The 19,747-nt window shown below is 62.8% G+C and carries 20 protein-coding genes; 9 read left to right on the top strand and 11 right to left on the bottom strand.

Annotated features, from left to right (window positions below):
* The first annotated feature begins 32 nt into the window (after window positions 1-32).
* From LU684_RS13835 to LU684_RS13850, 4 genes are all read left to right on the top strand, one after another.
* Window positions 33-806 carry a class I SAM-dependent methyltransferase gene (locus tag LU684_RS13835; protein WP_016488239.1) on the top strand — a complete coding sequence of 258 codons (774 nt, stop codon included), beginning with the start codon at window positions 33-35 and terminating at the stop codon, window positions 804-806.
* Between the two features lie 15 nt (window positions 807-821).
* Window positions 822-1,268: a ribonuclease HI gene (rnhA, locus tag LU684_RS13840; protein ID WP_016488238.1), complete on the top strand. Its 447-nt coding sequence runs from the start codon at window positions 822-824 to the stop codon at window positions 1,266-1,268.
* 51 nt (window positions 1,269-1,319) lie between these two features.
* On the top strand, window positions 1,320-2,078 hold the full coding sequence (gene dnaQ / locus LU684_RS13845) for a DNA polymerase III subunit epsilon (protein ID WP_016488237.1): 759 nt from the start codon (window positions 1,320-1,322) through the stop codon (window positions 2,076-2,078).
* Between the two features lie 146 nt (window positions 2,079-2,224).
* A complete protein-coding gene (locus LU684_RS13850; RefSeq protein WP_232894755.1) occupies window positions 2,225-4,474 on the top strand; it encodes an Orn/Lys/Arg decarboxylase N-terminal domain-containing protein in 2,250 nt (749 codons plus the stop codon).
* Here LU684_RS13850 and LU684_RS13855 read toward each other — a convergent pair.
* On the bottom strand, window positions 4,458-4,676 hold the full coding sequence (locus LU684_RS13855; protein ID WP_016488235.1) for a hypothetical protein: 219 nt from the start codon (window positions 4,674-4,676) through the stop codon (window positions 4,458-4,460). The two genes, LU684_RS13850 and LU684_RS13855, sit on opposite strands and share 17 nt — an antisense overlap.
* 157 nt (window positions 4,677-4,833) lie before the next feature.
* Here LU684_RS13855 and chrR point away from each other — a divergent pair, with 157 nt between their 5' ends.
* The gene (gene chrR / locus LU684_RS13860) at window positions 4,834-5,394 is read left to right on the top strand and encodes a class I chromate reductase ChrR (RefSeq protein ID WP_016488234.1); all 561 of its coding nucleotides are present in this window, start codon (window positions 4,834-4,836) and stop codon (window positions 5,392-5,394) included.
* Between the two features lie 77 nt (window positions 5,395-5,471).
* Here chrR and LU684_RS13865 read toward each other — a convergent pair whose 3' ends face one another.
* The gene (locus LU684_RS13865) at window positions 5,472-7,544 is read right to left on the bottom strand and encodes a TonB-dependent receptor family protein (protein WP_096426556.1); all 2,073 of its coding nucleotides are present in this window, start codon (window positions 7,542-7,544) and stop codon (window positions 5,472-5,474) included.
* Window positions 7,545-7,764: 220 nt separating this feature from the next.
* Between LU684_RS13865 and LU684_RS13870 the strand changes: the two genes are divergently transcribed.
* Genes LU684_RS13870 through LU684_RS13880 form a run of 3 tightly spaced genes read left to right on the top strand, consistent with a single transcriptional unit; the run spans window position 7,765 to window position 8,727 of the window.
* On the top strand, window positions 7,765-8,013 hold the full coding sequence (locus LU684_RS13870; RefSeq protein ID WP_024717878.1) for a helix-turn-helix domain-containing protein: 249 nt from the start codon (window positions 7,765-7,767) through the stop codon (window positions 8,011-8,013).
* A gap of 11 nt (window positions 8,014-8,024) precedes the next feature.
* Entirely contained in the window at window positions 8,025-8,372 is a 348-nt protein-coding gene (locus LU684_RS13875) for a head completion/stabilization protein (RefSeq protein WP_016488231.1), read from the top strand.
* Complete coding sequence (locus tag LU684_RS13880; RefSeq protein ID WP_016488230.1) at window positions 8,365-8,727, top strand: hypothetical protein; 363 nt, start codon at window positions 8,365-8,367, stop codon at window positions 8,725-8,727. Before LU684_RS13875 ends, LU684_RS13880 begins: the two co-directional genes overlap by 8 nt.
* Here LU684_RS13880 and LU684_RS13885 read toward each other — a convergent pair.
* Window positions 8,724-9,092, bottom strand: coding sequence for a helix-turn-helix domain-containing protein (locus LU684_RS13885; RefSeq protein ID WP_232894740.1), 369 nt, complete (start codon window positions 9,090-9,092; stop codon window positions 8,724-8,726). The two genes, LU684_RS13880 and LU684_RS13885, sit on opposite strands and share 4 nt — an antisense overlap.
* Window positions 9,093-9,271: 179 nt before the next feature.
* Here LU684_RS13885 and LU684_RS13890 point away from each other — a divergent pair, with 179 nt between their 5' ends.
* Window positions 9,272-9,535, top strand: coding sequence for an ogr/Delta-like zinc finger family protein (locus LU684_RS13890; protein ID WP_016488228.1), 264 nt, complete (start codon window positions 9,272-9,274; stop codon window positions 9,533-9,535).
* An 80-nt stretch (window positions 9,536-9,615) separates the two neighbouring features.
* On the opposite strand, the gene nuoN is transcribed toward LU684_RS13890, so the two are convergent.
* The 8 genes from nuoN to nuoG are packed head-to-tail and all read right to left on the bottom strand — an operon-like array spanning window position 9,616 to window position 19,617.
* Window positions 9,616-11,085 (bottom strand): NADH-quinone oxidoreductase subunit NuoN, encoded by a 1,470-nt coding sequence (gene nuoN / locus LU684_RS13895; RefSeq protein ID WP_016488227.1) that lies wholly within the window; start codon window positions 11,083-11,085, stop codon window positions 9,616-9,618.
* Window positions 11,086-11,092: 7 nt separating this feature from the next.
* Complete coding sequence (gene nuoM, locus LU684_RS13900; protein WP_016488226.1) at window positions 11,093-12,625, bottom strand: NADH-quinone oxidoreductase subunit M; 1,533 nt, start codon at window positions 12,623-12,625, stop codon at window positions 11,093-11,095.
* Window positions 12,626-12,665: 40 nt separating this feature from the next.
* A complete protein-coding gene (gene nuoL, locus LU684_RS13905; RefSeq protein WP_016488225.1) occupies window positions 12,666-14,519 on the bottom strand; it encodes an NADH-quinone oxidoreductase subunit L in 1,854 nt (617 codons plus the stop codon).
* Window positions 14,516-14,824 (bottom strand): NADH-quinone oxidoreductase subunit NuoK, encoded by a 309-nt coding sequence (gene nuoK, locus LU684_RS13910; protein ID WP_003251446.1) that lies wholly within the window; start codon window positions 14,822-14,824, stop codon window positions 14,516-14,518. Before nuoK ends, nuoL begins: the two co-directional genes overlap by 4 nt.
* A 3-nt stretch (window positions 14,825-14,827) precedes the next feature.
* Window positions 14,828-15,328, bottom strand: a complete 501-nt coding sequence (nuoJ, locus tag LU684_RS13915) for an NADH-quinone oxidoreductase subunit J (RefSeq protein WP_016488224.1) — start codon at window positions 15,326-15,328, stop codon at window positions 14,828-14,830.
* Window positions 15,329-15,338: 10 nt separating this feature from the next.
* On the bottom strand, window positions 15,339-15,887 hold the full coding sequence (gene nuoI / locus LU684_RS13920) for an NADH-quinone oxidoreductase subunit NuoI (protein ID WP_016488223.1): 549 nt from the start codon (window positions 15,885-15,887) through the stop codon (window positions 15,339-15,341).
* 11 nt (window positions 15,888-15,898) lie between these two features.
* On the bottom strand, window positions 15,899-16,906 hold the full coding sequence (gene nuoH, locus LU684_RS13925) for an NADH-quinone oxidoreductase subunit NuoH (RefSeq protein ID WP_016488222.1): 1,008 nt from the start codon (window positions 16,904-16,906) through the stop codon (window positions 15,899-15,901).
* Window positions 16,903-19,617: an NADH-quinone oxidoreductase subunit NuoG gene (gene nuoG, locus LU684_RS13930; RefSeq protein WP_191086805.1), complete on the bottom strand. Its 2,715-nt coding sequence runs from the start codon at window positions 19,615-19,617 to the stop codon at window positions 16,903-16,905. Before nuoG ends, nuoH begins: the two co-directional genes overlap by 4 nt.
* Window positions 19,618-19,747: the final 130 nt, after the last annotated feature.

Below are 19,747 nucleotides of genomic sequence, written 5' to 3' on the forward strand. Positions count from 1 at the left end.
GCGCGGTGGGAGAACCTTCGAGGGAGAGCGCAATGACCGACCAAGCCTTTGCCCAGGCCGACCCGGACTGGGTCAAGCTGATCAGCCTGGCCCGTGAGTGGTTCAATGGCCCGCTCGGCCAGCTGATGCTCAAGGAAGAGGAAAAACTGCTGGAAGAAGAGCTCGGGCGCTTCTTCGGGGGTTACCTCGTGCACTACGGCCCCTGCGCGGAGCCGCCGCCCAGCGCTCCCCAGGTGCAGCGCAACGTGCGCCTTGGGGCGCCGCTACCGGGGGTGGAGATTGCCTGTGAAGAACAGGCCTGGCCATTGAGCGAGCACGCCGCCGATGTGGTGGTGCTGCAACATGGCCTGGATTTCAGCCTGTCGCCTCACGGTTTGCTGCGCGAGGCCGCCAGCGCCGTACGCCCGGGCGGGCACTTGCTGATCGTCGGGATCAACCCGTGGAGCAGTTGGGGCATGCGCCACTTCTTCAGCCATGATGCCCTGCGCAAGGCCCGCTGTATCTCGCCGTCGCGGGTAGGCGACTGGCTCAACCTGCTGGGCTTCGCGCTGGAGAAACGCCGCTTCGGGTGCTATCGTCCGCCGCTTGCCTCACCGGCCTGGCAGCAGCGCCTGGCGGGCTGGGAACGGGTGGCTGGCGGCTGGCAGACCTCTGGTGGCGGGGTGTACCTGCTGGTGGCGCGCAAGATGGTGGTGGGCCTGCGGCCGTTGCGCCCGGAGCGCCGCGAGCCGATGGGCAAGTTGCTGCCGCTGCCGCTGGCCAAGGTGAACCGCACGGCGGCCAACCCTGAAACTGACAAGCACTGAATTCAAGAGTGGTACATGAGCGATAGCGTCGAAATGTTTACCGATGGTGCCTGCAAAGGCAATCCTGGCCCGGGTGGCTGGGGCGTCCTGATGATCTACAAGGGCGTCGAGAAGGAACTGTGGGGCGGCGAACGTGAAACCACCAACAACCGCATGGAACTGATGGCGGCCATCCAGGGGCTGATGTCGCTCAAGCGTGAGTGCGACGTGGTGCTGACCACTGACTCGCAGTACGTGATGAAGGGTATCAACGAGTGGATGGTCAACTGGAAGAAGCGCGGCTGGAAAACCGCAGCCAAAGAGCCGGTGAAAAATGCCGACCTGTGGCAGCAGCTCGATGAACAGGTCAACCGCCACAAGGTGAGCTGGAAGTGGGTGCGCGGCCACATTGGTCACCCCGGGAACGAGCGCGCCGACCAACTGGCCAACCGTGGGGTCGATGAGGTGCGCGCCCAGCGTTGAGCTGGGGTACAATTGCGGCCTTTGTAACTGATGCAAGTTGGAGCGCCCCGCGTGGAGCAGCAGCAAGATAAACGCTTCGTCATTCTCGATACCGAAACCACGGGTATGCCGGTCAGCGAAGGCCACCGCATCATCGAGATTGGCTGTGTCGAGGTCATCGGCCGGCGCCTCACCGGGCGGCACTTCCACGTCTACCTGCAGCCGGACCGCGAGAGTGACGAGGGCGCTATCAACGTCCACGGCATCACCGATACCTTCCTGGTCGGCAAGCCACGCTTTGGCGATGTAGCCGAGGAATTCTTCGAATTCATCCAGGGCGCCACGCTGGTCATCCATAACGCGGCGTTTGACGTTGGCTTCATCAACAACGAATTCGCCTTGCTGGGCCAGCAGCATCGCGCTGACATTTCGCAACATTGCACCATCCTCGACACCCTGTTGCTGGCGCGCTCGCGCCACCCGGGGCAGCGCAACAGCCTCGATGCGCTCTGTAAACGCTACGACATCGACAACTCGGGCCGTGAGTTGCACGGCGCATTGCTCGACTCGGAACTGCTGGCTGACGTCTACCTGGCGATGACCGGTGGCCAGACCAGCCTGTCGCTGGCTGGCCATGGGGCGGATGCCGAAGATGACGGGCAGGGCGCTGGCGGCAGCGAGATCCGCCGCATTGTCGGGCGTACGCCGGGGCGGGTGATCATGGCCAGTACCGAGGAACTGGAGGCGCATGCCGAGCGGCTGGCCGCCGTTGCCAAGTCGGCGGGTGGGCCCTCCATGTGGCAGGTCCTTACCGAGACGCCAACAGGGTAATTTTTTCTGCTTGCCGTGGGTTGTGTGGCGCCTTTGAGATCGAGCGCCGCGCGGGCGGCGCTCGATCTACGCGTCACCTCAACGCTCAAGACCGGCCCGTCAACTACCCTGAAGTGGACGCCATGTCCTTCGGAGGTAGCCACCTGATGTACAAGGACCTCAAGTTCCCGATCCTCATCGTCCACCGCGCCATCAAGGCCGACAGTGTCGCTGGCGAGCGCGTGCGGGGTATCGCCGAGGAACTGCGCCAGGATGGCTTCGCCATTCTCGCCGCCGCTGACCACGCCGAAGCCCGTCTGGTCGCCGCCACTCACCACGGCCTGGCCTGCATGCTGATCGCTGCCGAAGGCGTGGGTGAGAATACCCACCTGCTGCAGAACATGGCCGAACTGATCCGCCTGGCCCGCCTGCGCGCACCCGATCTGCCGATTTTCGCCCTGGGTGAGCAGGTAACCCTGGAAAACGCCCCCGCCGAAGCCATGAGCGAGCTTAACCAGCTGCGTGGCATTCTTTACCTGTTCGAAGACACCGTGCCGTTCCTCGCCCGCCAGGTGGCGCGTGCCGCACATACCTACCTTGACGGCTTGCTGCCGCCGTTTTTCAAAGCCTTGGTGCAGCATACCGCGCAGTCCAACTATTCTTGGCACACCCCGGGCCACGGCGGTGGCGTGGCCTACCACAAAAGCCCGGTGGGCCAGGCGTTTCATCAGTTCTTCGGGGAAAACACCCTGCGCTCGGACCTCTCCGTATCCGTGCCGGAACTCGGCTCGCTGCTCGACCACACCGGCCCCTTGGCCGAGGCTGAAGCCAGGGCGGCGCGTAACTTCGGTGCTGACCACACCTTCTTCGTCATCAATGGTACTTCCACGGCCAACAAGATCGTCTGGCACGCCATGGTCGGCCGTGACGACCTGGTGCTGGTGGACCGCAACTGCCACAAGTCGGTGGTTCACGCAATTATCATGACTGGCGCCGTTCCGCTGTACCTGTGCCCGGAGCGCAACGAGCTGGGTATCATCGGCCCGATCCCGCTCAGCGAATTCAGCCCCGAGGCTATCGAGGCGAAGATCCAGGCCAACCCCCTTGCCCGTGATCGCGGGCGGCGCATCAAGCTGGCGGTGGTGACCAACTCCACCTACGACGGGCTGTGTTACCACGCCGGGATGATCAAGCAGTGCTTGGGTGCGAGTGTAGAGGTGCTGCACTTCGACGAAGCCTGGTTTGCCTATGCGGCGTTTCATGATTTCTTCACCGGGCGCTATGCCATGGGCACGGCCTGCACGGCGGGCAGCCCGCTGGTGTTCAGTACCCATTCCACCCACAAATTGCTGGCCGCGTTCAGCCAGGCCTCGATGATCCATGTGCAGGACGGGGCCAGGCGGCAACTGGACCGAGACCGCTTCAACGAAGCGTTCATGATGCATATCTCGACCTCGCCGCAGTACAGCATCCTTGCCTCGCTGGATGTAGCCTCGAGCATGATGGAAGGGCCGGCGGGGCATTCACTGCTGCAAGAGATGTTCGACGAAGCGTTGAGTTTTCGTCGTGCCCTGGCCAACTTGCGCGAGCACATTGCTGCGGATGACTGGTGGTTCAGTATCTGGCAGCCGCCGGGCACCGAAGGTATCCAGCGCCTGGCCGCGCAGGACTGGTTGCTGCAACCGGGTGCCGAGTGGCATGGCTTTGGCGAAGTGGTGGACGACTACGTGCTGCTCGACCCGCTCAAGGTCACATTGGTAATGCCGGGCCTGAGTGCGGGTGGTGTGCTGGGCGAGCATGGCATCCCGGCGGCGGTGGTCAGCAAATTTCTCTGGGAGCGGGGGCTGGTGGTGGAGAACACCGGCCTGTACAGCTTCCTGGTGCTGTTTTCCATGGGCATTACCAAAGGCAAGTGGAGCACTTTGCTGACGGAGTTGCTGGAATTCAAACGCCACTATGATGGCAACACAGCCCTGAGCAGTTGTCTGCCGAGCGTGGTGGCAGCTGATGCTTCACGCTACCAGAGGATGGGGTTGCGCGACCTGTGTGACCAGTTGCATGACTGCTACCGCGCCAATGCCACGGCCAAGCAACTGAAGCGGCTGTTCACGCGTTTGCCGGAGGTGGCCGTGAGCCCGGCCCGTGCCTATGACCAGATGGTGCGTGGGGACGTGGAGGCGGTGCCGATCGAGGCGCTGCTGGGGCGTGTGGCAGCGGTGATGCTGGTGCCGTATCCGCCCGGTATTCCATTGATCATGCCGGGCGAGCGGTTCACCGAGGCGACCCGCTCGATACTCGACTACCTGGCCTTCGCCCGGGCATTCAACCAGGGCTTCCCCGGTTTTGTCGCCGACGTGCATGGCCTGCAGAACGAGAGCGGCCGTTACACCGTGGACTGCATCACGGAATGCGAATGATCTCGACGCCGCTGCGCGCCAGTTCGAAGCGGTTTTCACCGAGGTGGTTGACCTTGTCGCCGATGGCCAGGCGGTAAGTGGTGATGGGGGCGCCCAGCGTGCTGCCGTCAAGTTGCAAGGTGGACTCCTGGAACTCGTGCACGGGGTAGATACGGCCTTCGGCGTCACGGGCGTGGAATTGGCCGACCATTACTGCTGCCATTTGGGTGGAAACCTCTGAATTACGTAGAAAATGTCTGAAGGCATAGACCGTGCAACAGCCTCGGAAGTTTTCACCCTGAGGAAAAAAAACCAAAGCGCCGAGCAACGGTCATCTATAACTACAACGTCCCTTTACCCAGCAAAGGTTGGAAATTGCCATGAGCCAGGTGTATTCGGTAGCGGTTGTCGTGGGTAGCTTGCGCAAGGAGTCGTACAACCGCAAGGTCGCCCGCGCACTTTCGGAGCTGGCGCCGTCCAGCCTTGCCCTGAAGATCGTCGAAATTGGCGATTTGCCGTTGTACAACGAGGACGTCGAGGCCGAAGCGCCGCCAGAGGCGTGGAGGCGTTTTCGCGAGGAGATCCGCCGCAGTGATGCGGTGCTGTTCGTTACCCCGGAATACAACCGCTCGGTGCCTGGTTGCCTGAAAAATGCCATCGACGTGGGTTCGCGGCCCTACGGGCAAAGTGCCTGGGGTGGCAAGCCGACGGCGGTGGTGAGTGTATCGCCCGGGGCCATTGGAGGCTTTGGCGCCAACCATGCCGTGCGCCAGTCGCTGGTGTTTCTGGACATGCCATGCATGCAAATGCCCGAGGCCTACATTGGCGGGGCAGCAAGCCTGTTCGAGGACTCGGGCAAGCTCAACGACAAGACCCGGCCATTCTTGCAGGCGTTTGTCGACAAGTTTGCTTCGTGGGTGAAGTTGAACAGGGCGGTTTGATCCGCAATCATTGGGTGAGCGCGGTCTTTGTAGGAGCAGCACAAAGCTGCTCCTGCAGAAACACTGCGCTGCATGTTCTAGCGGAAGCTGTAGGAAACACCGGCGTAAACGCCAAACCCTTCGCCCGGCGTCGAACGGGCGTTGTCCTGGCCGGCATCGTTGTAGGTGGGTGTCACTGTCGCCGCATAGCGCTTGTTGGTCAGGTTGCGCAGGTCCAGCCACGTCTGCCAGTCCTGTTTGGGTGAATTCCAGCCCAGGCGCGCGCCTAGCAAGGCATATGCATCGGCGTGATAGCTGTTGGCATAGTCCACCTGCACTTTCGACGCCATTTGCGTGTTGACCCCGGCGTAGAAGCCGCTCGGCCAGTCATAGCGCAGTTCGGCCTGGTAGTAGTGCATGGGGATGCCGGGCAGGCGGTTGTCGCCAAACTTGTCGTCATCACGGTAGTGGAAGTCGCTGAAGGTGTAGGCTTGGCGTACGCTCAGCTTGCCGGTACCGGCGCGTTCCCACAGGGTGCTGTCGAGGCCGGCTTCCACGCCTTGATGCACGGTGGCGCTGGCGTTGAACTCCGAGGTGAAGTTCGGCACCACTTCCACGGCCAGCAGTTCGTGGCGCACTTGCGAGTAGTACCAGGCAAGGTCCCAGTGGCCAAACGCCGAGTCGCCACGCGCCCCCAGCTCAAGGGTAGTGGCGGTCTGGTTCTGCATCTCGATCGGCTGGATCTGCTTGCCGCCTGTGCTGGGGGCGCTCCAGATCAGCGACCACGGGTGTGGCGGCTCTACCGAGCGGCTGAGATTGCCATACACCTGCAGGTCCGGGCGGATGTCGTAGCGCAACCCCAGGCGCGGTGCAAAGTCCCAGTCATGCATGCTCACCTTGCCGCCTTCGGCCGGGTAGGTCACGTCACTTTCGCGGCGCGTGTAGATCATGGCCAGGCCGGTGGTCAGCCAGAGGTTGGGCACCAGCTCCAGGTCATTACCTGCATGCACAACGGTGTCCGACCCCTGGTAAGTGAAATCGCGGGTACGTGCGCCGAACACATCGCCATTGCGCGCGAACTGCGAGGCTCCGCTGTTGGGCAGGTGCTTGGTGGTGCGCCAGCCGATGGTGGTCTTGCTCTCATGACCGAACAAGGTGTCGCGGCGGAAATAGTTCAGCGTACCGCTGACATCGGTGTAGGCCACTTTCAGGCGCATCGGGCCTTCGCGCAGGTCCATCGGGTAGTCGTGGTAGACCAGGCCGGCTTCCAGGCGCGTATCGTCGTCGAGGTAGAAGGTGGTTTTGTTGCCCACCCAGGTGCTGCCTGGCTGCGGGCGGCTGTCGTCGCGCGCCAGATAGGCGGGATTGGCCGCGCGGGGGTGGTGCTTGATCTGGTCTTTGGTCAGGCGCCCGGCCAGTTCGTTTTCGGTCTCCCGGTAACGCAGGTAGAAGCGGGTTTCAAGGTTCGGGTTGAAGCGGTAGCCGACATTGGCGGCAATGCCCTTGGCGCTGCCGCTGCTGTGAGCCTGATAACCGTCATATTCCGAATCGGTCAGGGCCACGTAGTAGTCGAGATTGCCCAGCACTTGACCTGAGCTGATGTGCCGGTGCTGGTAACCGCGGCTGCCGACCTCGTAGCGCACCTGTAGCGGTGCGGCGTCGTAGCCGGTGTGGGTGACATAGTTGATCGCACCGCCCAGCGCAAGGGCTCCCTGGTCGAAACCGTTGGCGCCGCGCAGCACTTCGGCACGGCTCAGCCACAGCGGCTCGAACAGCTCGTAGGGGGTACCGCCCGGGCCCGTCAGGGGCAGGCCGTCGAACATCGTGTAAACCCCGGAGCCGTGGGCCCCTGGAGCGCGGTTGATGCCCGAGCCGCGGATCGACAGTTTGATGCCATCGTTGCCCGCCGATTGGGCATAAACGCCGGGCTGGTAGGCCAGCACATCCTGGTTGCTGGCAACCCGGCCTTGCCCTGCGCGTTGCATGTCTACCAGATTACTGGCGCCTGGCACCTCGCGCAGGCGTTCGCTGGCAGCTGACAGGTCGTTCTGCTCCTCATCGGTGATCAGCACCTGGCCTAATTCGACCGAGGTTGCTGCCAGGGCCGGCTGGGTGGCAGCAAAGGCAGCCAGCAGGCCAAGGCAGTGCGATGGGGGGAAAACGGAACGCATTGTACGACTCCAGGCGAAAAACGGATGGATAACGGCGTTGAGACGAGCGAAATGCCGCTTGGAGCACGCAGGAACTCAGCAAATTTCGTGAAGCCTTCATCAGATGGTTTTGTACGAAAGTTCTTTACAAGCCGCATCGGTGGAGAGCGGTGGCGTGCGCTTCGTAAGGTGGCTGCAAATTGGCAGCGATGCCTCGCTCAACCAGCTGCGGAGTTCAAACATGACTGACAATGCCCGACATTTGCTGCAACACCCCGCTGACGCTCCGGTTCGCTTGACGCCACGTGAACAGCAGGTGCTGTTGTGGTGTGCCTATGGCAAAAGTTCCTGGGAGATAGGCCAGATCCTGGCGTGCAAGGAGTCGACCGTGAACTTTCATGTGTCCAACATCCTGCGCAAGTTCGATGTGCCTACACGGGTGGCGGCAGTGATCAAAGCCATCCGCTACGGCATGCTGGCCGGGCAGTGAGGGGGTGATGCATGGATAACGATCCTCGGCTGCCGCGCTTTGCCGATAGCCACGACCCGTTCTGGCCGCGGGTGGACCTGGGCAGGCTGCGTGAGCGCCTGCAACTGCAAGCGCCTGTCAGTGAGGTTGCACTTGAAGTAGCTGCCCGCTGTGCGGCCATCGACGCGGCACGCGAATTCGCTCGCTGGCGGGCAGTATTGAGAGAGCGCGGCTACAAGCGCCTCGAAGATGTCGCCGGGCATGACCATGGGCGTGCCTTGCGGGTGTGCTACATCCGGTTCGTCGAAGCGGCGGTCATGTACAGCCTGCGTTCGACGGCCTGCCTTTCTGTGCCGCGACGAGGGCAGTCCCATGCCTGAGCAATCTGTGCTGGATAACCTGGCATCGGCCTTCTTGGCGCTGCTCGGTGTGGATGGCAATGTACTGTTCGCTGCGCTGCTGGGGGCATTGCTGGTCAGTGCGGCGCGCGATCGGTTGATTACCAATACAGCCAGGCGCCTGACGCTGAGCAAGAAATTGCTGTTGGTATTCATCACCGTGGGTGTGGGCCATTTATTCGAACCACTGGTTTCGTCACTGGTGCCACTGTTGACCCGTGGCATGGCGGCATTCGTGGCTGCCGTGGTGGTGATCCCCATCAGCCTCAAGGTCATGGTGCTGGTGGACACGCTTGACCCGCGTGAGCTGATCCAGCGCTGGCGCCGGCGGGGTTAGCCACCAAGCTCACTCAACTGCCGCTCCAGTTGCTGGATACGCTGCTTGTCCTTGATGAACAGCAGGATGGCCTGGCGATCACTGGGCGATAGCGTACGCAGGCGCTCAAGCATGTCGCATTCCCAGCCTGCTTCATCAGGGCCTGCGGGGGGCTGATCGGCCTGGCCCAGCAACAGCCAGTCCAGTGAGCAGTCATACTGCCTGGCGATATCTATGCAAAGTGAGTATGGAATGCTGTCGCGCGTCTTCCAGCTGCTCAGCGTTTGTGGGCTCACCGAAAGTGCCCGGGACAGCTCGGCATCGGACTCTGAGCCGGTCAGCAGTTTAAGGCGCGTGAGCACCGCAGCAAGTACGTGAGTACTCATAACAAATATCCATGACTGGTTTAATGATATTCCATGGGCTTAAACTACTCGTTATGAATACAGCCCTGCGTTTTAAGGAGCACTTCTGCAATGAGAACCACCCAATTGAAGAATACACCCACAGTTGCAGCCAATACTTACACACAGGCTGGCTTGGGCAATGCTAGCAGGTACTTGCCGTGAGTACTTACAAGCTGGTTTGCCCGCATTGCCACAGCCGGATGCGCATACGTACTAGCGAGGGGCGCCATATTTTCCTGCGTATCGCTTATTTGCAATGCACCACCGAGGCGTGTGGCTGGTCAGTACGTGCCGAATTCGAAATGACCCATGAACTGTCCCCTAGCGGGATGCCCAATCCGGAAGTGTACCTGCCTTCGGCCAATGGTGATTTGCGCCAGGCCGCCCTGCCTGGAGCAGGCCAGCCCAGCCGGGTTGAGTGAGGCGTCACTGGGGGCAGGCCAAAAATGCGCCGATAAAAAAACACCCCGCATAGGCGGGGTGTTTTGTGTTGCCGGGGCAATCAGCCTATCAGTTGCAGGCCGGCTTGCTGGACCAGCTCCAGCAGCGGTTGCGGGTAGACGCCGAGTACGAAGGCAAGAATGGCGATGGCCAGCAGCATGACGCCACCGGTGCGCTGTTCCCACTTCAGCGGGGCGTCGTGGCGACGCAGGTTCGGCTCGACCAGGTACAGGGTGACCATGACGCGCAAGTAGTAGTAAACGCCGATGGCGCTACCGATCACCAGGGCACCGACCAGCCACCACAGGTGCGACTCTACGCCAGTGGCGATGATGTAGAACTTGCCGATGAAGCCAGCGGTCAGCGGGATGCCCGCCAGCGACAGCATCATCACGGTCAGTACGGCCGTCAGGTACGGACGGCGCCAGAACAGGCCGCGGTACTCATACAGTGCATCGGCGTCACGGCCGCCGTAAGGCGAGGACATCAGGGTGATGACACCGAAGGCACCCAGGCTGGTGATCACGTAGGTGACCAGATAAACGCCCATGGCTTCCAGGGCCAGGCCCTTGCTGGCAACCAGGGCAATGACCAGGTAGCCGAAGTGGGCGATGGACGAGTAACCCAGCAGGCGCTTGAGGTTGCTCTGGGTCAGCGCCAGCAGGTTGCCAATAAGGATCGAGGCCACGGCAATCACCGCCAGTACGGTGCTCAGCGCGCCGCTGCTGGCAGCAGGGGAGAGCATGAACAGGCGCACGACCACAGCGAACACCGCGACCTTGCTGGCGGTGGCCAGGAACGCGGCGACCGGCGCCGGGGCGCCTTCGTACACGTCCGGGGTCCACAGGTGGAACGGTACCAGCGACAGCTTGAAGGCCAGGCCGACCAGCATCATGCCCAGGCCCAGTTGGGCCACCAGGCTTGGCATGCTGGTGGTCGCCAGGGCTTTGCCGATCTGGTCAAAGCTCAGGCTACCTGCATCCGCGTACAGCAGGGCCATGCCGAACAGCAGGAAAGCCGAGCCTGCAGCCGACAGCACCATGTACTTGATACCGGCTTCCAGTGAACGCTTGTTGAAGAACGCATACGCCACCAGGCCGTAGACCGGTACCGACAGCAGCTCCAGGCCAATGAACAGGCCGGCCAGGTGGTTGGCGCTGACCAGTACCAGGCCACCGAGTGCCGACATCAGCAGCAGCAGGTACAGTTCTTCACGGTTGCCCGGGAAGCCCTTGGAGCCTTCGCCAAGGTAGGCGTGGGCCAAGGTGACGCACGCCAGCGTCGCCACCAGGATGATCGCCATGTACAGGCAGGCGAACTTGTCGATGGTGATCAGCGCGGTGACGGCCAGCGGCGCTACCTTCAGCGCCGGCAGGATCGACAGCAGGGCCAGGTTCAGGCCCACGGTGGACAGCAGGAAGGTCTGCGAGTGGTTGCGCTTCCAGGCGATCGCCAGCATCACCACCACCGTGGTGATGGTGGTGATCAGCATCGGCGCCAATGCGATGAAGTGTTGAGTGGTGAATTCCATAGCGCTCTTACCGGGCCGAAGCGAGTTGAGTGAAAGCGGAACCGAGCCACTGCTGCACACCACTCATGGTGGCGGCAGAGGTGTCGAGGAACGGCTGCGGATACACGCCCAGCAGAATCAGCAGTCCCGCCAGGCCCAGCACCATGATCAGCTCGCGACCATCCATGCCAGCCAGCACGGTGTCGGCCTTGGCCGGGCCGAAGTAGGCGCGGTGGATCATGATCAGCGAGTAGACCGAACCGAATACCAGGCCGGTGGTGGCGATCACGGTGATCCATGGTACATGCGCGAAGCTGCCGATCAGGATCAGGAACTCGCCGACGAAGTTGCCGGTACCTGGCAGGCCCAGGGAGGCAGCGGCGAAGAACAGGCTGATCGCCGGGAGGTAGGCGATGCGGTGCCACAGGCCACCCATCTGACGCATGTCACGGGTGTGCAGGCGCTCGTACAGCTGGCCGGACAGGATGAACAGCGCCGCAGCCGACAGGCCGTGGGCCAGCATCTGGATCACCGCGCCTTGCAGTGCCTGCTGGCTGCCGGAGTAGATGCCGATCAGCACGAAGCCCATGTGCGAGACGCTGGAGAAGGCGATCAGGCGCTTGATGTCGGTTTGCGCAAAGGCCAGGAAGGCACCGTAGAAGATACCGATCAGGCCCAGGGTCATGGCGATGGGCGCGAACTCGGCCGAGGCGTTCGGGAACAGCGGCAGGGCGAAGCGCAGCAGGCCGTAGGCCGCGGTCTTCAGCAAGATACCCGCCAGGTCCACGGAACCTGCGGTCGGTGCCTGGGCGTGGGCATCAGGCAGCCAGGAGTGGAACGGTACCACTGGCAGCTTCACCGCGAAGGCGATGAAGAAGCCCAGCATCAGCAGGTACTCGACACCGGCTGGCAGCTCGGCTTTGAGCAGGTCGCTGTAGTTGAAGGTGAGCACGCCGGTGGTGTTGTAGTTGACCAGCACCAGGCCCAGGATCGCCACCAGCATGATCAGGCCGCTGGCCTGGGTGAAGATGAAGAACTTGGTCGCCGCGTAGATCCGGGTCTTCTTGCCGTCTGCCGAGCTATGACCCCAGAGCGCGATGAGGAAGTACATCGGCACCAGCATCATTTCCCAGAAGAAGAAGAACAGGAACAGGTCCAGGGCCAGGAACACACCGACCACGCCGCCGAGAATCCACATCAGGTTGAGGTGGAAGAAGCCGACGTGGCGCTGGATCTCTTTCCAGGAGCACAGTACCGACAGCACACCGAGCAGGCCGGTGAGTAGGATCATCAGCAGCGACAGGCCGTCGAGGGCCAGGTGGATGCTGATGCCGAAGCGCTGGATCCACTGGAGTTTGTATTCCAGGGCCCAGGCAGGTTCGGCGCCTGGAGCGGGGGCGAGGGTGTAGTCGCCGGTCGCCCACAGCCACAGGCCGATGCCGAGCAGCAGGGACATGGTCAGCAGCGCGATCCAGCGCGGCAAGGTGGCGCCGAAGCGCTCACCCAGCCAGCACAGGAAGCCGCCGATGAAGGGGATCAGGATCAGCCAAGGCAAAATCATGACGGGTTGGTTTCCTTTGGCAAAGTCGCAAGATTCATTGTCATACCGCAGCCACTAACACGGCACCGAGCACCAGCACGGCACCCACGGCGATAGAGGCGGTGTACCAGCGCAGTTGGCCAGTCTCGGTCTTGCTCATGGCGACATGACCGCCACGCGCCATCCGAGGAATCAGGCCGATGCTGCGGTCTACCGGGTCCTTGCGCAGGATGTGGCAGATCAACAGGTACGGTTTGACGAAAAGCTTGTCGTAGATCCAGTCGAAGCCCCAGGCGGCGAACCACCAGGCCGACAGGACGCGGCCGATGCCGCTGTTGGCGACTGCGCTGACGAAGCTGCGCTTGCCCAGGAACAGCAGGGCCGACAGCAGGATACCAGCGATGGCGATGGCACCCGAGGTGATCTCCAGCGCATGCTTGGCTTCACCACCGGCGTGGCCGGCGCTCTCAGGCAGCACGCCTGCCAGCGGCGGGGTGATCCAGGCACCCACGAAGGTCGACAGCACGATCAGCACACCCAGCGGCAGCCAGTGGCTGATGCCGTGACCCGCGTGAGCTTCGGTCTTGGCTTCGCCGTGGAAGGCGATGAAGATCAGGCGGAAGGTGTACAGCGAGGTCATGAACGCACCGACCAGGCCGGCGTACAGCAGGCCGGTGTTACCGCTGGCAAACGCTTCCCAGAGGATTTCGTCCTTGGAGTAGAAGCCCACGGTCACGATCGGCAGGGCGGCCAGGGCAGCACCACCGACCACGAAGCTGGCGTAGGCCAGGGGCAGTTTCTTCCACAGGCCGCCCATCTTGAAGATGTTCTGCTCGTGGTGGCAGGCAACGATCACCGCACCGGAGGCAAGGAACAGCAGGGCCTTGAAGAAGGCGTGGGTCATCAGGTGGAAGATCGCCGCATCCCAGGCGCCAACGCCCAAGGCCAGGAACATGTAGCCGATCTGGCTCATGGTCGAGTAGGCGAGGATACGCTTGATGTCGGTCTGTACCAGCGCGGCGAAGCCGGCCAGTACCAGGGTCACGCCACCGACAACACCTACCAGGTGCAGGATGTCCGGTGCCAGCAGGAACAGGCCATTGGTACGGGCGATCAGGTACACGCCCGCAGTCACCATGGTTGCCGCGTGGATCAGTGCCGAAACCGGGGTTGGGCCCGCCATTGCGTCGGCCAGCCAGGTCTGCAGTGGCAGCTGGGCCGATTTACCGACCGCACCGCCCAGCAGCATCAGCGTTGCCAGCACCATCCAGGTGTCGCCCGCCTGGAACTTCTGCGGTGCCAGCACCAGCAGTTCCTGCACGTTCAGGGTACCCAGCTGGGCGAACAGGATGAACAGGCCGATGGCCAGGAACACGTCGCCGATACGGGTAACGATGAATGCCTTGAGCGCCGCGTTACCGTTGTTGCGGTTGCTGTAGTAGAAACCGATCAGCAGGTACGAGCACAGGCCTACACCTTCCCAGCCGAAGTAGATGAACAGCAGGTTATCGCCGAGGATCAGGAACAGCATGCTGGCGATGAACAGGTTGGTGTACGAGAAGAAGCGCGAGTAGCCGGCTTCGCCCCGCATGTACCAGGACGCGAACAGGTGGATCAGGAAGCCGACACCGGTGACCACGCCGAGCATGGTGACCGACAGGCCGTCCAGATACAGGGTGAAGTTCGGCGCAAAGCCGTCCACCGACATCCACTGCCACAGCAGTTGGCTGTACGCGCCACCTTCAGGTGGTGCGACATTGAACTGCCAGATGACATAGGCGGCGGTGGCGGCCGAAAGGCCCACCGAGCCGACGCCGATCAGGGCGGACAGGTTCTCCGAGAACCGCCCGCGCGAGAACGACAGCAGCAGGAAGCCGACGAGGGGGAAGACGAAAGTCAGGAAGAGAAGGTTCATCCGCGCATCTCACTGGCAGCATCGATGTCGAGAGTGTGGAAGCGGCGATACAGCTGCAGCAGGATGGCCAGGCCAATACTGGCCTCGGCGGCTGCCAGGCTGATCACCAGAATGAACATCACCTGGCCGTCGGGCTGGACCCAACGGGCCCCGGCGACGACGAACGCCAGGGCAGAGGCGTTCATCATGACTTCCAGGCTCATGAGCACGAAGAGGATGTTGCGGCGGACCATCAGGCCAACCAGACCTAAGCAGAACAGGATACCGGCGACCGCCAGGCCATGCTCGAGAGGGATAGCACCCATGATTTACTCCTTCGCCTCGTTGCGGCCCAGGTGGAAGGCGGTGACGGCTGCAGCCAGCAGCAGCATCGAGGCCAGTTCGACCACCAGCAGGTACGGCCCGAACAGGCTGATGCCCACTTCTTTCGGGCCCACGGTGGTGCCGCTGATGCCAGCGCCGCTCGGGGCGACGAACAGCACGTACAGCAGTTCCAGCAGCAGCAGGGTGCCGAGGATCACCGGCCCTGCCCAGATGCCGGGCTTGAGCCAGCCCCGTTCCTGGGCGACCGAAGCCGGCCCCAGGTTGAGCATCATCACCACGAACACGAACAGCACCATGATGGCGCCGGCGTAGGCGATCACTTCCAGGGCACCGGCGAACGGCGCACCCAGTGAGAAGAAGATCATGGCCACGGAAATCAGTGAAATGATCAGGTAAAGCAAGGCGTGCACGGGGTTTGTGCCGGTCACCACCCGAAGGGTGGAGACCACGGCGATCCCGGATGCGAAGTAGAAAGCGAATTCCATCTTTCTGTCCTTATGGGAGCAAGCTCTTCACGTTGATCGGCTCGGCTTCGTTCTGCGCAGCGCCTTTCGGCTTGCCAGCGATCGCCATACCCGCAACACGGTAGAAGTTGTAGTCAGGGTTTTTGCCGGGGCCGGAGATCAGCAGATCTTCTTTCTCGTACACCAGGTCCTGACGCTTGAACTCGGCCATTTCGAAATCCGGGGTCAGCTGGATTGCGGTGGTCGGGCACGCTTCTTCACACAGGCCGCAGAAAATGCAACGCGAGAAGTTGATGCGGAAGAACTCCGGGTACCAGCGACCATCCTCGGTCTCGGCCTTCTGCAACGAGATGCAGCCGACCGGGCAGGCCACCGCGCAGAGGTTGCACGCTACGCAGCGCTCCTCGCCATCGGGGTCGCGGGTGAGGACGATGCGGCCGCGGTAGCGCGGCGGCAGGTACACGGGTTCTTCGGGGTATTGCAGGGTGTCGCGCTTGCGGAACCCGTGGGAGAACACCATGGCCAGGCTGCGCAGCTGTGTGCCGGTGCCCTTAACGATGTCGCCGATATACTTGAACATGGGTCAAATCCTCACTGGGCCGCGACGGCTGGCGTGTTGTAGAGCACGATCGCAGCGGTCACCAGCAAATTGATCAGGGTCAGCGGCAGGCAGAACTTCCAGCTGAAGTCCATCACCTGGTCATAACGTGGGCGCGGAATCGAGGCGCGCAGCAGAATGAACAGCATGATGAAGAACGCGGTCTTCAGGGCGAACCACAGGAACGGCAGTTGCGGCAGGATGCCGAACGGGCCGTGCCAGCCACCGAAGAACAGGGTTACCAGCAGCGCCGAGATGAGGATGATGCCGATGTACTCACCGACAAAGAACATGCCCCATTTCATGCCGGCATACTCGATGTGGTAGCCGTCGGCCAGTTCCTGTTCTGCTTCTGGCTGGTCGAACGGGTGACGGTGAGTCACGGCGACGCCAGCGATGAAGAAGGTGCAGAAGCCGAAGAACTGCGGAATGATGAACCACAGGTTCTGCGCCTGGTACTCGACGATGTCGCGCATGTTGAACGAGCCTACCTGCACCACAACGCCCATCAGCGCCAAGCCCAGGAACACTTCGTACGACACCGTCTGTGCCGAAGCACGCAAGCTGCCCAGCAGGGCGTACTTGTTGTTCGACGACCAGCCGGCGAACAGTACCGCGTAGACTGACAGGCCAGCCATGGCGAAGAAGAACAGCAGACCGATGTTCAGGTCGGCAACGCCCCAGCCCGGTGTGATCGGGATGATCGAGAAGCCGATCAGCAGGGCGCTCATGGCCACGACCGGCGCCAGGGTGAAGATCATCTTGTCGACGAAGGGTGGGTTCCAGTCTTCCTTGAAGAACATCTTCAGCATGTCGGCGGCGATCTGGAACATGCCGAACGGGCCGACACGGTTAGGACCGTAGCGGTCCTGCCACCAGCCCAGCAGGCGGCGCTCGACGAAGCTGAGCAGGGCGCCGCAGACCACTACGGCCAGCAGCACCACGATAGCCTTGACGACCTGGATGATCACATCGATCACTTCGGGGGTGAACCAGCTCATTGTGCTGCCTCCTGCAGACCTTCGACGGGTGCACCGAAGATGGCAGGCGGGATGCCGGCCAGGCCTTTCGGCAGCGCGACCAGGCCAGCGCCCAGCTCTTCATTGATGCGCAGCGGCAGGCGCAGGGCCACACCGGCCACGTTCAGGCTCAGCAGGGCGCCCTCGTTGACACCCAGGCGGTCGGCTTCGGACTTGGCCAGGGCCACGTAGGCAGCCGGGATACGTTCTTGTACCGGCGCGGCCCGCGAGGAGCTTTCTTCGCTGCCGAAGAGGTGGAAGAACGGTACCGCGGTCCAGGTGCCACGGGCCGGGTTGAAGGCGCCCGGAATGGCGTTGAACCAGTTCAGGCGATCGCCTTGCGACTCGATCAGGCGTACGCCAGGGTCACCGGCACGCAGGTGGCCACCGACCTCGTCCTGGAACTTGTTCCAGGCTTGCGGCGAGTTCCAGCCCGGCGACCAGGCGAACGGCACCTGCTGGCGCGGTTCGGCGGAGCCCGAGTAACCTTCCATGGAGAAGGCGAACGCGGTGTCCTTGTCTTGCGGGGTGCGCGGTTCGTGCACGCTGATGTTGGCGCGCATGGCAGTACGGCCGGAGTAGCGCAGCGGCTCACGGGCCAGCTTCATGCCCTTGATGCGGAAGGCGGCGCTTGGTGCAGCGTTGACGATGCCGGCCAGTTGCGGGGCGGCTTCGGCGCAGGCGCTGGTAACGTGGTCCAGCTGGGTCCAGTCGACCGGCTTGTTGAGCAGGGTGGCACGCAGGGCGTGCATCCAGCGCCAGCCTTCGTGGATCTGGATGCTGCTGTCCAGGTACTGCGGGTCGAACACCTGGAAGAAGCGCTGGGCGCGGCCTTCCTGGCTGACGAGGGTTCCGTCGCCTTCGGCGAACGAGGCGGCCGGCAGTACCAGATGGGCGCGGTCGACCGTCGGCGTTTTCGAGTGGTCGGCAACGATCACCACCTTGGCCGCAGCCAGGGCTGCGTCAACCTTGGCGGCCGGCACGCGGGCGTACAGGTCGTTTTCCAGCACGACGATGGCGTCGGCCTTGCCGCTGATGACCGCGTCCAGCGCGGCATCCACGGACTCGCCACCGAGCATGGCCAGGCCGATGCTGTTGGCCTCAGGTACCACCAGGCTCAGCGAACCGTCCTTCTCGCGCAGCTTTAGGGCCTTGGCGATGTTGGCGGCGGCTTCGATCAGTGCCGGGTCGGCCAGCGAAGTACCGGCGACAACCAGTGGGCGCTTGGCGGCAACCAGCGCGTCGGCGATGCGTTGGGCCAGGGCCTTGGCTTCGTCGTCCAGGCCGGCGACGGCGGGTGCGCTCGGGTCGATGGCGTGAGCCACTGCGAAACCGATGCGGGCCAGGTCGGCAGGCGCGGCGTGCACGCATTCTTCGGCAACGTCGTCCAGCTTGGTTTCAGCCAGCGAGGCAATGAACAGCGGGTACAGCGCGTGCTGGCCGATGTTCTTCACGGCGGCGTCGAGCCATGGCTGCACTTTCATCGCTTCGGCCATGGCCTCGGCCTTGCCCTTGGTGGCCTGGCGCACGGCGAGGGCCACGCGGGCAGCGGTCTGGGTCAGGTCTTCACCGAGCACGAACACGGCGTCGTGGTCTTCGATGTCGCGCAGGGTCGGCACCGGCAGCGGGCTGTTGTTCAGCACGTTCAGGGCCAGGCGCACGCGGGCCAGTTCGCCCGCTTCCATGCCGGAGTAGAAGTACTCGGCACCGACCAGCTCACGCAGGCCGTAGTTGCTTTCAAGGCTGGCGCGTGGCGAGCCGATACCGACGATGGTACGGCCGCGCAGCAGGTCGGCAGCCTTGTCCAGGGCGGCGTCCAGGCCCAGCTTGGTGCCATCGGCCAGGTGTGGCTGGCGTGGGCGATCCTTGCGGTTGACGTAGCCGTAACCGAAGCGGCCGCGGTCGCACAGGAAGTACTGGTTGACCGAGCCGTTGAAGCGGTTTTCGATCCGGCGCAGTTCACCGTAGCGCTCGCCCGGACTGATGTTGCAGCCGCTGGAGCAGCCATGGCAGATGCTTGGGGCAAACTGCATGTCCCACTTGCGGTTGTAGCGCTCGGAGTGGGTCTTGTCGGTGAACACACCGGTCGGGCAGACCTCGGTCAGGTTGCCGGAGAACTCGCTTTCCAGCACGCCGTCTTCGACACGGCCGAAGTACACGTTATCGTGGGCGCCGTAGACGCCCAGGTCGGTACCACCGGCGTAGTCCTTGTAGTAGCGCACGCAGCGATAGCAGGCGATGCAGCGGTTCATCTCATGGGCAATGAACGGGCCGAGGTCCTGGTTCTGGTGGGTACGCTTGGTGAAACGGTAGCGGCGCTCGTTGTGGCCGGTCATCACCGTCATGTCTTGCAGGTGGCAGTGACCGCCTTCCTCGCACACCGGGCAGTCGTGCGGGTGGTTGGTCATCAGCCATTCGACGACGCTGGCGCGAAACGCCTTGGACTCGTCATCTTCGATGGAAATCCAGGTGCCGTCGGAGGCTGGGGTCATGCAGGACATGACGATACGACCACGGGTGTCGTTCTCGTCGGTGTACTGCTTGACCGCGCACTGCCGGCAGGCACCAACGCTACCAAGCGCCGGGTGCCAGCAGAAATAAGGGATGTCGAGGCCTAGCGACAGACACGCCTGTAACAGGTTATCTGCACCGTTGACTTCGAGCGCTTTGCCGTCTACGTGGATAGTGGCCATTGTTCAAAGTTCTTCGTTGGCCCGCGTGAGCGGGCGTGGCTAATGGAAATCTGTATGCCTGCGGCACGCCACACTTCATGCGGGCCGGCCGACAGGCTGGCGGGTGGCACGGACCACCCGCGTTCTATCT

It is taken from the genome of Pseudomonas sp. NMI542_15, from assembly GCF_021283425.1.
Taxonomy (GTDB): Bacteria; Pseudomonadota; Gammaproteobacteria; order Pseudomonadales; family Pseudomonadaceae; genus Aquipseudomonas; species Aquipseudomonas fortuita.